A 12,698-nucleotide genomic window follows, 5' to 3' on the forward strand; every position below is an offset into this window, starting at 1 on the left:
CAAAAGTCTCACTCCATGTGGAAAGCCTGGCGCAGCGCGCGCGCTGCGTCGGCGTGGGCCTGGCGCGCTTCAGGGATCGCGCGGCCCATCTTGATGAATTCGTGCGTCACGCCGCGGTAGATCTCCAGGTCCACCGCCACGCCAGCCGCACGCAGCTTGTCGGCATAGTCCACGCCCTCGTCCACCAGCGGGTCGCACTCGGCCAGGCCGATCCATGCGGGGGCGACCCCCTCCACGTCGTCGGCATGCAGGGGGGCAAAGCGCCAGTCGTTGCGTTCTTCACGGCTGGTCACGTACTGGCCGAAGAACCAGGTGATGGCCGGCTCGTCGAGTACCAGGCCGCTCGCAAAGCGGGTGTGCGAGGGTGTGTCCTGGTGCGCTGCGCAGCCCGGGTAGACCAGCAACTGCAGCGCCAGCGGCAAGCCCGCATCGCGCGCGAGGATGGCGTTCACCGTGGCCAGCGTGCCGCCTGCGCTGTCGCCACCCACCGCGATGCGCGCCGGGTCGGCACCCAGGCCGGCTGCATTCGCATGCAGCCAGGCCAGCGCATCCCAGGCGTCGTGGGTGGCGGTGGGAAAGCGGTGCTCGGGCGCCAGCCGGTAGTCGAGTGAAACCACCATGCAGCCGGCCAGCCGCGCTAGCTCCCGGCACAGGATGTCGTGCGTGCCGATGCCGCCGATGGTGAAGCCGCCGCCATGGGTGTACAGCAGCACGGGCAGCGGGCCCGCGTCCTGCAGCGACGGGGCATAAAGGCGCGCAGGCAGCGGATGGCCGTCGCGTGCAGGGACGGTGAAGTCCTGTACGCGTGGCAGCACGGGCTTGGGTATCTCCAGCACGTCCGCCCCCGCCGCATAGGCCACGCGGGCATCCTGCGGAGTGCGGGTGTACAGCGGCGCATGGCCCGCACGCGCCATGCGTTCGAGCACGCTGCGCATCTGGGGGGTCAGGCGGTTGGCGTGGATGTGCAGATCGGTCAAAGGGGCCACTCAGTCAAAAAATCCAAGGACGAATCTAACCGAAGGCCGTCCATTGCGCTGCCATGGGCCGAAAGGTTGGTGTGTGGTTCCGCCGCAGACCTCCCCCCTCTGTCACGCACGTGACGAACAAAGTGCAGGCCATGAGGGTTTGCTTTGGGGTCAGGCATGCCTGCCGGTTGTACAGTCAGCAGCCATCGTCCACGCAACCTCCGCAACGCCATGGCCTTCATCTACTACGTCACCCAGATCCAGTTCGAGTTCGGCGCCGTGAAGCTGCTCCAGCAGGAATGCGAGCGCGTGGGCATCACCCGCCCGCTCGTCGTGACGGACCCCGGGGTCAAGGCCGCTGGCGTGCTGCAAAAGGCGCTGGACGCGCTCACGGGCCTGCCCGTGGCGGTGTTCGACCAGACCCCGGCCAACCCCACCGAGGCCGCCGTGCGCGCCGCGGTCGAGGTGTATAAGCGAGAGGGCTGCGACGGCCTGATCGCCGTGGGCGGTGGCTCGGCCATCGACTGCGCCAAGGGCATTGCCATCGCCGCCACGCACGAAGGGCCGCTCACCCACTACGCCACCATCGAAGGCGGCTCGCCGCGCATCACCGAGCGCGCCGCGCCGCTGATTGCCGTGCCCACCACCAGCGGCACGGGCAGCGAGGTGGCGCGCGGCGCCATCATCATCGTCGATGACCACCGCAAGCTCGGTTTCCACTCCTGGAACCTGGTACCCAAGACCGCCATCTGCGACCCCGAGCTCACCCTGGGCCTGCCGCCCGCGCTCACGGCCGCCACCGGCATGGATGCGATCGCGCACTGCATGGAGACCTTCATGTCGGCCGCGTTCAACCCACCGGCCGACGGCATTGCGCTCGACGGCCTCACGCGCGGTTGGGCCCACATCGAACCGGCCACGCGCAACGGCAGCGACCGCGATGCGCGCCTGCACATGATGAGCGCCAGCATGCAGGGCGCCATGGCCTTCCAGAAGGGCCTGGGTGCCGTGCATTCGCTCAGCCACAGCCTGGGTGGCGTGAACCCGCGCCTGCACCACGGCACGCTCAACGCCATGTTCCTGCCCGCCGTGGTGCGCTTCAATGCGGGGGCCGAGTCGGTGCAAAAGGAGAAACGCCTGGAACGCATGGCCCACGCCATGGGTCTGGCTGGCGCGGGCGACATTCCCGAGGCCATCCGCGACATGAATGCCCGCCTGGGCCTGCCCACGGGCCTGGCGGCCATGGGCGTGACCGAAAGCATGTTCGGCGACATCATCAAGGGCGCCATGGCCGACCACTGCCACAAGACCAACCCGCGCATCGCCACGCCCGAGGAATACTGGGACATGCTCACGCAGTCGCTCTGACGCCTTCGACAGGCCCGCCCGGCAGCAGGCCGGACGTATTCTTGGGCGCCTGCCGGCCCCGCAGCGCCCTCCCCCACTCGGGCAGGGCGCAGGCAGCGCCCCTGCAGCTAAACTGCTGCCTGTCAAACAATAATTAACAAAGTAATTAACGGACCGGCGCTGCGAAGCGCCAGGCGCCGTTGCCACTGCTGAGCGAGGCGGGCATGCATGGTGGGAGTGCATGGCTGGCGCGCAGGCCGGGCCCTTGGCGCGCCGCCCACAACGGGCTGGCGCCGGCCGATGGCGGTGCTGCGCGCGCTCTCTTTCATCCATTCCATGAAATGACTGGCTGTCCATCCATGCGCGCAGAAAAATTCAGGGCCTGGCTGACGCAGGGAACCACCCCCCGCCTGTACCTCGCCATCCTGGCGATCATCGTGGTGGTCGTGGCCGTGCGCTACCAGCAACTGGTGTCGCTGGAGGAGGAGGAAGCCCACGACCGCGCGGTGGCCGAACTCGCGCGCGTGGGCGACAGCCTGCTGCCCAGCCTGGTGGCCCTGGACCCGGCGCAACGCGAGTCCGCCGCCCGCGTGCTGCAGGCCACCCCCGCCCGCTTCGGCCCGGCCGTGCAGTCGCTGCTGTGGCAGGTGCCGGGCCAGGCGCCCCTGCAGTGGGCCGCTCCCTCCGTGGCCATGCAGGCCCCTGCGTGGTTCGCCCACATCCTGGACATCGCCCCGCCCACGCAGCGCTTCGGCCAGACCTTTGCCGACGGGCGCACCGGCGTGCTCACGGTCACTGCCGACCCTGGCATCCTGGTGGACCGGGTCTGGAAGACCGTGGTGGTGCAGGCCCGCATCTCGGCGCTGAACATCTTCACCATCCTGTTCCTGCTGACCCTGATCCTGCGCGCCAATGCCCGCATGCTGCGCCGCCTGACCGAGGCCACGGACCGCTTCCGCCAGGGGCACCTGGACACCCGCATGGACATCAAGGGCACCCTGGAATCGCGTGCCGTGGCCAACACCTTCAATGACATGGCGGGCAAGGTGCAGTCGCTGGTGCATTCGCTGCGCGAGACGCAGCAACTGCAGAGCGAGCAGTTGCACTTCACGCGCCAACTCATCGACGCCCTGCCCTTGCCGGTGTTCGTGCGTGAGGCGGATGGCACCTTCGTCGATGCCAACCGGGCCTGGCAGCGGCTGTTCCAGAACGGCGACCCCGGCCTGCCGGGCCAGGGCATGTTCCCGGGCCTCACGGCGCCGCACCTGCTCTCCCCCACCCAGTCCCGGCATCTGGCCATGTCCCAGGACAACGAGGTCCTGGTGCAGCCACCCGGCCAGCTGGCGCGCACCATGGCCTACTACGAAGCGCCCTTCACCAGCACGAACGGCACCGTGGCCGGCACCGTGGGCACGCTGGTGGACATCACCGAGCGCAAGCGCGCCGAGCAGGCGCTGCGCAACGAGAAGGACCGCGCCGAGGTCACGCTGGCCTCCATCGGCGATGGCGTGATCACCACCGACCTGGCCGGCTGCATCGAGACCATCAACGAGGCCGCCCAGCTCATGACCGGCTATACCGCCGAGCAGGCGGTGGGTGAACTGCTGGACGATGTGTTCCGGCTGTACGAGGAGCCCGCGAGCCAGGCCGCCACCCGGGCCACAGGCGACACCGCCACGGCGGCCCCCACCCAGCCCGCCATGCAGGAAGTGCTGCTGCACCGCTCGGGCGAGCGCTATGCCATCGAGTACACGGCATCGGCCATCCGCCAGGGCAGCGGGCGCGCATCGGGCTGCGTGCTGGTGTTCCGCGACGTGACCGAAGCCAGCCACCTGCGCCACCAGATCTCCTGGCATGCGCGGCACGACGGCCTGACCGGCCTGCTCAACCGCGCCTCCCTGGCCGAACGGCTCACGCATGCCCTGTTCGTGACAGGCCGCAGCCCCACCCTGCTGGCCGTGTGCATGCTGGACCTGGACCATTTCCAGGCCATCAACGACGCCCACGGCCACCGCATGGGCGACCGCCTGCTCAAGGAGGTGGCCCAGCGCCTGAACGCCTTCGCCACCGGCAGCAATGCCGCAGCGCGCCTGGGGGGTGACGAGTTCGTGCTGCTGCTCAACCACCAGACCGACGTGCCCGCCATCGAGGAGCATGTGCGCCAGCTCATGCAGCAGTTGGCCGCGCCCTATGCCATCGACGACCGCCTGCTGCACACCACCGCCAGCATCGGCGTGGCCGTTTTTCCGCAGGACGACGTGAACCCCGACACCCTGCTGCGCCAGGCCGACCAGGCCATGTGCCAGGCCAAGCGCTCGGGCCGCAACCGCATGCACCTGTTCGACGTGCAACTCGACCACGCGGTGCAGACCCAGCATTCGCAGCAGACCCGGGTGACCCAGGGGTTGCAGGCCGGCGAGATGCGCCTGTACTACCAGCCCAAGGTCAACCTGCGCACCGGCGAGGTACTGGGCATGGAGGCCCTGCTGCGCTGGCAGCACCCCGAACAGGGCCTGCTGGGCCCGCAACATGTGCTGCCCCTGCTGCAGGATGCCGAGGTCGTGGCCGAGCTCGGCGAATGGGTGCTGCGCGAAGCCCTGTCACAGATGCGGCAATGGAGCCTGGCCGGCGCACAATGGGAGGTCAGCGTGAACATCGCTGCGCAGCATTTTCACCGACCCGACTTCGTGGACCGGCTCAAGGACCTGCTGCTGACCTGCCCCGAGGTGCCGCCATCCCGGCTGGAACTGGAAATCCTGGAATCCGCCGCGCTGCAGGACATGCAGTACATGCGCAGCATGATGCACAGCTGCCAGGCACTGGGCGTGCGCTTCGCACTCGACGACTTCGGTACGGGCTTCTCGTCGCTGTCCTACCTCAAGCGCCTGCCGGCGGAGACCCTCAAGATCGACCAGTCCTTCGTGCAGGGCATCCTGCACGACGAGGACGACCTGACCCTGGTCAACGCCATCATCACGCTGGCCCGGGCCTTCAACCGCCAGGTGATCGCCGAGGGCGTGGAAACACCGGCCCATGGAGACAAGCTGCTGGCGCTGGGTTGCGAACGGGCCCAGGGCTTCGGCATCGCGCCGCCCATGCCCGCGCACGAGGTGCTGGCCTGGACCCGGGCCTATGAGCAGGCGCGCCTGCAACGGACCGCGGCGGCGCCAACCCCCACGCGCTGAGCGACGGCAAAAACCTTCAAAGGGCCTGCACCGCGGCCATGTCGGGCCGGCGCAGCCAGTCGGCGAACTCGTCGGCCAACTGGCGGCTGGCCGCCGTGGCAGCCAGCCATGCCTTGGCGCGGGCGGCGCTGTCGGTACCGTAGTAGGTGAAGTCGTTGCGGTCGGGCAGCTTGCTGTTGGGCAGGCTGCGCACCCAATCGGCGTTGGGCGACAGCACCACCATGGAGTCGAGCGCGCTCGTGGAGCGGTGCCGCCATTTGAGCCCCTTGTCCAGCCAGCCCGGTACCACCTGGTGCTGGAAATGCGGGTAGAGCACCAGCCCACCGCTCGCCTGCGCCACACCTCCTGCCGCAGCAGCCACAGGGTGGGCTTGCGCCCGGTCGTAGCCCAGGTGCAGGTGGTAGTCGGTGATGCCCCCATCCCAGTAGGCGCCGCGCGGTGCGCCCGGAATGTCATGCACCGCCTGCAGCACGAACGGGATGGAGCAGCTGGCCTGCAGTGCCGGCATGAAGTTCTGCGCCGTGAGCTGCACCTGGCGCGTGCGGAAGTCGGCCGTCCCGAAGGGCAAGACCGCCCCGGTCGAGGCCCCTTCATCGGGCGACGAGAACACCACGCGCTCCAGCCAGGCGCCCAGGGCCTTGCGGTGCATGGTATTGCTCAGGAAGGCGCCGAGGTAGCCCAGCGGCGTGCCCACCCGGTGCTCCCGCGCCAGCACATGCCGGCCGCGCGAGGTAACGATGTGCAGGTGAAAGCGTGGGTGGCTCAGCACCTCCCCCACCCGCCCGCCGTAGAAGGCCTGCAGGTTCTGGCCGAAGCGTTCGCTCACGTGCGACGCCGAAGGCCGCTTCTTGCCCGGGGGCAGCTCATAGCTCTGGTGGATGTAGTCGTGCTCCAGCCGCTCGAAAGCGGCCACCGAGGACCCCAGGCAGGCCGTGGCCATGCGCCAGGCGCCGATGGAGGCACCCACCAGATGCACCGGCTGACTGGAGCCGGCCAGCCATTCGCCAAACAGGAAGCGGTCCAGAGGCCCGAGAATCAGGCCCTTGGGGCCGCCGGCTGCCGCGGGGATGACGCGCACATCGCCCGGTTGCAGGCCGTGCTGTTCAAGGTGCTGGCGGGCGCGCGGGCCCGCGTGGATGCGCAGTGCTTTCATGCCCTGCATTGTCCCAGAGCGAGACCCGTGGCTCAGACCACGTAATCGGCAGCCGCCTCCGGGCGCACATTCCAGTCGATGGGGTCCTGCTGCAGCACCATGTCGATATCGAGGCCCAGCACCAGCCCCACCTCGCCCGGGAAGGAGACGGCCAGCTCGTTCTCGTTGAGCCCGGCCTCGCGCGCGCGCGCACGCCAGGAGGCCAGGTGGATCACGCCGGCCATCGGCTCATAGGCATTGTTCTCAAACGGCGCGTCCTGGTACTGCAGGGCGTCGACCACCACTTCGGGCAATTGCCAGCGCCGCGCCAGCCCGGCCGACACCTTGGCATAGCAGTAGCCGAAGATGCGCTGCTCCACCTTGGCACGGCGCATGTCCAGCGGCGGCACCAGGGTGTTGACCGAATGGGCCTTCTCGGGGTCGGCCAGGTGGATTACCAGTTCGCCCAGGCCGTGCAGCAGGCCGGCCGTGTAGGCGGCGATCTGGTCATGGTGCACCAGGCCCGCCAGCGAGCGCGCGAGCTTGGCGGTGTTGAGGCTGTAGCGCCAGAACTGCTGCATGTTGACCCCCGGCACCGAGCGCGAAGTGGTGCCCAGGGGCGCCGAGGTGACCAGCGCACGCAATTGCGCGGTGCCCAGCAGGGCCAGGGCCTGGGGAATGCCGGCAATCTGGCGCGGCATCTGGAAGGTGGGGGAATTGGCCAGCTCCAGCAGGCGCGCGGCCAGTGCCGGGTCGGTGCCGAAGAGCTGGTTCATGCGCCGCAGGCTGGGCTCGGGCTGGGCCAGCTCGCTCATCAGCAGCGCAACGGTGCGCGGCAGGCTGGGCAGGGCCGCCGGCTGGGCCAGCAGGGCATTCAACTCCATGGGTGATCGGGCGTCTGGTGGGACAAGCGGCGATTATGGCGCTGCCCGTACCAACAGCCCATCACCCATTTTGCCCATGCAGTCTTACCTGCACGGGCGGCGCCTGTGGCCGTATCAACGGTCGCGAGCGGTGCGGTACCCGTTCTTCATCGCGCTGCGCGTCGCCCGCGACGCACGCAACTGGCGCGCCCGAGGCCAGTGCCCCCGCGCAAGGGCCGCCCCGCCGCGCTGGGGGCGTCCCCCTCCCAGATTGCGAAGCAATATGAGAGAGGGGTGAAGGCGCGAAGCGCCTCAGGGGGTGCTTCGCTTCACCTGCTGCAGCTTGGCAAAGGCCGAAGCCATGGCCGACTGCTGCGCCGGTTCGGGGCCACGGCGCTGGGGCTGCTGCTGGTAGCCGCGCCCGGCCCCTTCGAAGCGGTTGTCGCGCGCACCGCCCCGGTCGCCGCCCTGGCGCGGGGGCGCGTCGCCGAGCTTCATCGACAGGCCGATGCGCTTGCGCTCCATGTCCACTTCCATGACCTTGACCTTGACGATGTCGCCGGTCTTGACCACTTCGCGCGCGTCGTTCACGAATTTGTGCGCCAGCTGGCTCACGTGTACCAGGCCGTCCTGGTGCACGCCCAGGTCGATGAAGGCGCCGAACTGCGCCACGTTGCTCACCGTGCCCTCCAGGATCATGCCTTCCTTGAGGTCCTTGATGTCTTCCACGCCATCGTTGAAGCGCGCCACCTTGAAGTCCGGGCGCGGGTCGCGGCCGGGTTTTTCCAGTTCGCCCAGGATGTCCTTGACGGTGATGACGCCGAATTTCTCGTTGGCGAACAGCTCGGGCTTCAGGGTCTTGAGCATGTCGCTGCGGCCCATGATCTCGGCCACGGGCTTGCCGGTCTTTTCCATGATCTGCTCGACCACGGGGTAGGTCTCGGGATGCACACCCGTCATGTCCAGCGGGTTGTCGCCGCCGCGGATGCGCAGGAAGCCCGCGCTCTGCTCGAAGGTCTTGGCGCCCAGGCCCGACACGTCCATGAGCTGCTTGCGGCTCTTGAAGGCGCCATTGGCCTCGCGCCAGCGCACCACCGCCTTGGCCACGCTGGGCGACAGGCCCGAGACGCGGCTGAGCAGCGGCACGCTGGCCGTGTTCAGGTCCACACCCACCGAGTTCACGCAGTCTTCCACCACCGTGCCCAGGGTGCGGGCCAGCTCGCTCTGGTTCACGTCGTGCTGGTACTGGCCCACGCCGATGCTCTTGGGGTCGATCTTGACCAGTTCGGCCAGCGGGTCCTGCAGGCGGCGCGCAATGCTGGCGGCACCGCGCAGGCTCACGTCCACGTCGGGCATCTCCTGCGAGGCGTATTCGCTGGCGGAGTAGACCGAAGCGCCGGCCTCGCTCACCACCACCTTCTCGATGGCGCGCTCGGCCTTGGCGGCCAGCTTGATCAGATCGGCCGCCAGCTTGTCAGTCTCGCGGCTGGCCGTGCCGTTGCCGATGGCGATCAGGTTCACGCCGTGCTTTTCGGCCAGCTTGGCCAGCGTGTGCAGCGAGCCTTCCCAGTCGCGGCGCGGCTCGTGCGGGAACACGGTGGCGGTCTCCACCAGCTTGCCGGTGGCGTCCACCACGGCCACCTTCACACCGGTGCGGATGCCCGGGTCCAGGCCCATTACCACGCGCGGGCCGGCGGGCGCCGCCAGCAGCAGGTCGCGCAGGTTGTCGGCAAACACCTTGATGGCGACCTTCTCGGCATCGTCGCGCAGGCGGGCGAACAGGTCGCGCTCGGTCGACAGGCTCAGTTTCACGCGCCAGGTCCAGCTCACGCACTTGCGCAGCAGGTCGTCGGCCGGGCGGCCGGCATGGCTCCAGCCCAGGTGCAGGGCGATTTTGCCTTCGGCCAGGCTCGGCTTGCCCGGCTCGGGCTCGACCGGCAGCACCAGCTTGCCTTCGAGGATTTCGAGCGCACGGCCGCGGAACACCGCCAGCGCGCGGTGCGAGGGGACGCGGCCGATGGGCTCGTCGTATTCGAAATAGTCGCGGAACTTGGAGACCTCGGGGTCGTTCTCGTTCTTGCCCTCCACCTTCTTGCTGCGCAACAGGCCCTCGGCCCACAGCCATTCGCGCAGCGACTGCACCAGCACTGCGTCTTCGGCCCAGCGCTCGGACAGGATGTCGCGCACGCCATCGAGCACGGCCGGCACGGTGGAGAAATCGGCGCCGGTCTTGCCGTCGTCCAGCACCTCGGGCGGCTTCGTGAAGGCGGCGGCCTCGGCCGCAGGGTCCAGCGTGGGGTCGGCAAACAGCTTGTCGGCCAGCGGCTCGATGCCGAACTCGCGCGCCATCTGGCCCTTGGTGCGGCGCTTTTGCTTGAAGGGCAGGTAGATGTCCTCCAGCTCCTGCTTGGTAGGGGCACTGGCAATGGCCACGCGCAGGGCGTCGGTCAGCTTGCCCTGCTCGTCGATGCTCTTGAGCACGGTGGCGCGGCGGTCTTCGAGCTCGCGCAGGTAGGACAGGCGCGCTTCCAGTTCACGCAGCTGGATGTCGTCGAGCCCGCCCGTCACTTCCTTGCGGTAGCGGGCGATGAAGGGCACCGTGGCGCCCCCGTCGAGCAGCTCCACCGCTGCACGCACCTGGGATTCACTGACTTTGATTTCTGCGGCCAACTGCCGGACGATCTGCTGCATGGGTGGGCAAACTCTCTGAAACTCGAAAAAATACGCGAAGCGCGGGAGTTTGCCACAGCCACTTTTGGTAACAGCCGGGGCAACGCCCTGGCTTACCCTCGGAAATGCCGGAGCTTCTTAGAATGCAGGGACCACGCCCCCCGCCCGATCCGCACGCCCTCCATGAAGCCTGTCCCCTTCCCCGTCCGCACGGAGTGCCCGCCCGGCGCCTGTGTCTGCGACCGGGACGCCCTGCTCCAGGCCCCCGATGGCGACACACGCATCCTGCAGCTGACCCAGACCGAAGAGAAGAAGCTGCTCACCCGGCTCGAGGGCATCACCAGCCTGGCTGACCTGCGCCGCATGCAGGAGCGCATGGAGCAGCAGCTCGGCATCCGCATCACCGTCACACCGAGCCCCAACGAGGTGCGCACCCTGCGTGGCATCGCCATCCTGGTGCACGAGCAGCCCGGCCTGTGCCGCAAGACGCGCCAGTCCATTCCGGCCGCGATCAAGAAGGGCATGGACCAGCGCCCCGAGATTGCCTACGAGTTGCTGGACGAAGGCGGCCTGTTCTCCAGCCCGTGAGGGGGCCTTTCCCCCCGCCTTGCAGGGCGCAGGATGCAGCTACCATCTGCGCATCCCGCGTTCCCTTCCCCCCATTGTTGTTGTCCCGGAGTCCCCATGGCCGCTGCTGAATCAGGCACCGAACTCGTCAAAGTCGTCGTGCTGCTGGCCGCTGGCGTCATCGCCGTGCCCCTGTTCAAGCGCCTGGGCCTGGGCTCGGTGCTGGGCTACCTGGCAGCGGGCCTGGCCATCGGCCCGTTCGGCCTGGGCTTCTTCAGCGATGCGCAGACCATCCTGCACGTGGCCGAGCTCGGCGTGGTGATGTTCCTCTTCGTCATCGGCCTGGAGATGCAGCCCACCCGGCTGTGGAACCTCAGGCGCCAGATCTTCGGCCTGGGCCTGGCCCAGGTGCTGGTCTGCATCGCCCTGCTCACCGTCACGGGCGTGCTGGCAGGGCTGCCGGCCTCAGTGGCCTTCATCGCGGCCTCGGGCTTCGTGCTCTCGTCCACGGCCATCGTGATGCAGTTGCTCGACGAAAGCGGCGACACCTCCACGCCGCGCGGCCAGCGCATCGTCTCCATCCTGCTGCTCGAAGACCTGGCCATCGTGCCCTTGCTGGCCATCGTCGCCTTCCTTTCGCCCGCCCCGACTGGCGAGGCCGTCTCGCGCTGGGTCACCGTGGGCGTGGCGCTGGCGGCCGTGGTCGGCCTGGTCGCAGTCAGCCGCTGGCTGCTCAACCCGCTGTTCAGCGTGCTGGCGCGCTCCAAGGCGCGCGAGGTGATGACCGCCGCCGCCCTGCTGGTGGTGCTGGGCGCGGCGCTGGCCATGCAGTGGGGCGGACTGTCCATGGCCATGGGTGCTTTCGCCGCGGGCGTGATGTTGTCTGAATCCACCTTCCGCCACCAGCTCGAGGCCGACGTGGAGCCGTTTCGCGGCATTCTGTTGGGCCTGTTCTTCATGGGCGTGGGCATGGCGCTCGACATCCCGCTGGTGCTGCAGAACTGGACGCTGCTGCTGGGCGGCGTGGTGGCCTGCATGGCCATCAAGGGCATCGGCGTGTACGCCGTGGCGCGCTTCACCAAGGCCGTCCATGGCGAGGCCCTGCAGCGCACCATGCTGATGGCCCAGGGCGGCGAGTTCGCCTTCGTGCTGTACTCCGCTGCGGCCAGCGCGGGCATCGTGGAAGCGCGCATGAATGCGGTGCTGACGGCGGCCGTGATCATTTCCATGGCGCTCACGCCGCTGGCCGTGCTCTCGCTGCGCTGGCTCATGCCGCCCGAGCCCGCACAGGACATGGCGGGCATCGACGCGGCAGATAACCTCAAGGGCACGGTGCTGATCATCGGCTTCGGCCGCTTTGCGCAGATCGCCAGCCAGCTGCTGCTTGCGCGGGGTGTCGACATCGCCATCATCGAGAACGACACCGACATGATCCGAGCCGCCGCGAAGTTCGGCTTCAAGGTCTACTACGGCGACGGCACACGCCTCGATGTGCTGCACGCCAGCGGCGCGCACCATGCCAAATCCATCCTGGTGTGCGTGGACGATGCCAAGACCACCACCCGCATCGTCGAGCTGCTCAAGCACGAATGCCCGCTGATCCCGGTGCTGGCCCGCGCCTTCGACCGGCAGCATGCCATCGAACTGCTGCGCCTGGGCGTGGACTACCAGATGCGCGAGACCTTCGAATCGGCCATGGGCTTCGGCATGCAGGCCCTGCAGACCCTGGGCGTGGACCCCGAGGAAGTGGCAGAGCTGGCCGAGCGCATCCGCGCCCGCGATGCCGAGCGCCTGCAACTGGAGCTGGCCGGCGACAAGGACGGCGCGCGCAACTTCTTCAACGGCGACAAATGGGTGCCCACCCCGCTCACCCAGCCCCAGCGCGAGGGCCGGGCACTCAACGAGGAAGCGGCCGACGCCATCGAAGAGCCACTGCAGCCCGTGGCCACTCCGCTGGCCTGAGAGAAAG

General features: G+C 68.6%; 8 protein-coding genes. 4 read left to right on the top strand and 4 right to left on the bottom strand.

Going from position 1 to position 12,698, the window contains the following annotated elements; all coding sequences use genetic code 11:
• Positions 1 to 8: 8 nt before the first annotated feature.
• Entirely contained in the window at positions 9 to 977 is a 969-nt protein-coding gene (locus tag AC0IZS_RS30795) for an alpha/beta hydrolase (RefSeq protein WP_471639140.1), read from the bottom strand.
• A 219-nt stretch (positions 978 to 1,196) separates the two neighbouring features.
• On the opposite strand from AC0IZS_RS30795, the gene AC0IZS_RS30800 reads away from it, so the two are divergent.
• Together AC0IZS_RS30800 and AC0IZS_RS30805 are read left to right on the top strand one after the other, a co-directional pair.
• Positions 1,197 to 2,333, top strand: a complete 1,137-nt coding sequence (locus tag AC0IZS_RS30800; protein WP_471639141.1) for an iron-containing alcohol dehydrogenase — start codon at positions 1,197 to 1,199, stop codon at positions 2,331 to 2,333.
• 338 nt (positions 2,334 to 2,671) lie between these two features.
• Entirely contained in the window at positions 2,672 to 5,497 is a 2,826-nt protein-coding gene (locus tag AC0IZS_RS30805; protein WP_471639142.1) for a bifunctional diguanylate cyclase/phosphodiesterase, read from the top strand.
• A 16-nt stretch (positions 5,498 to 5,513) separates the two neighbouring features.
• Here the strand turns inward: AC0IZS_RS30805 and AC0IZS_RS30810 are convergent, their stop codons facing one another.
• The 3 genes from AC0IZS_RS30810 to AC0IZS_RS30820 form a co-directional block, all read right to left on the bottom strand.
• Positions 5,514 to 6,650, bottom strand: a complete 1,137-nt coding sequence (locus AC0IZS_RS30810) for a phospholipase (protein ID WP_471639143.1) — start codon at positions 6,648 to 6,650, stop codon at positions 5,514 to 5,516.
• A gap of 32 nt (positions 6,651 to 6,682) precedes the next feature.
• A complete protein-coding gene (locus AC0IZS_RS30815) occupies positions 6,683 to 7,513 on the bottom strand; it encodes an HDOD domain-containing protein (protein ID WP_322591634.1) in 831 nt (276 codons plus the stop codon).
• 291 nt (positions 7,514 to 7,804) lie between these two features.
• Positions 7,805 to 10,183, bottom strand: coding sequence for a Tex family protein (locus tag AC0IZS_RS30820; RefSeq protein ID WP_471639144.1), 2,379 nt, complete (start codon positions 10,181 to 10,183; stop codon positions 7,805 to 7,807).
• Positions 10,184 to 10,345: 162 nt separating this feature from the next.
• Between AC0IZS_RS30820 and AC0IZS_RS30825 the strand changes: the two genes are divergently transcribed.
• Together AC0IZS_RS30825 and AC0IZS_RS30830 are read left to right on the top strand one after the other, a co-directional pair.
• Entirely contained in the window at positions 10,346 to 10,750 is a 405-nt protein-coding gene (locus AC0IZS_RS30825) for a hypothetical protein (RefSeq protein ID WP_057269479.1), read from the top strand.
• A gap of 96 nt (positions 10,751 to 10,846) precedes the next feature.
• Positions 10,847 to 12,691, top strand: coding sequence for a monovalent cation:proton antiporter-2 (CPA2) family protein (locus tag AC0IZS_RS30830; RefSeq protein ID WP_471639145.1), 1,845 nt, complete (start codon positions 10,847 to 10,849; stop codon positions 12,689 to 12,691).
• The last annotated feature ends 7 nt before the right edge of the window (positions 12,692 to 12,698 follow it).

Source organism: Acidovorax sp. AC410 (assembly GCF_979253235.1).

Coding starts and splice junctions, on each gene's coding strand:
- AC0IZS_RS30830 (WP_471639145.1), top strand. CDS start 10,847: ATGGCCGCTGCTGAATCAGGCACCGAACTCGTCAAAGTCGTCGTGCTG.
- AC0IZS_RS30800 (WP_471639141.1), top strand. CDS start 1,197: ATGGCCTTCATCTACTACGTCACCCAGATCCAGTTCGAGTTCGGCGCC.
- AC0IZS_RS30805 (WP_471639142.1), top strand. CDS start 2,672: ATGCGCGCAGAAAAATTCAGGGCCTGGCTGACGCAGGGAACCACCCCC.
- AC0IZS_RS30815 (WP_322591634.1), bottom strand. CDS start 7,513: ATGGAGTTGAATGCCCTGCTGGCCCAGCCGGCGGCCCTGCCCAGCCTG.
- AC0IZS_RS30820 (WP_471639144.1), bottom strand. CDS start 10,183: ATGCAGCAGATCGTCCGGCAGTTGGCCGCAGAAATCAAAGTCAGTGAA.
- AC0IZS_RS30810 (WP_471639143.1), bottom strand. CDS start 6,650: ATGAAAGCACTGCGCATCCACGCGGGCCCGCGCGCCCGCCAGCACCTT.
- AC0IZS_RS30825 (WP_057269479.1), top strand. CDS start 10,346: ATGAAGCCTGTCCCCTTCCCCGTCCGCACGGAGTGCCCGCCCGGCGCC.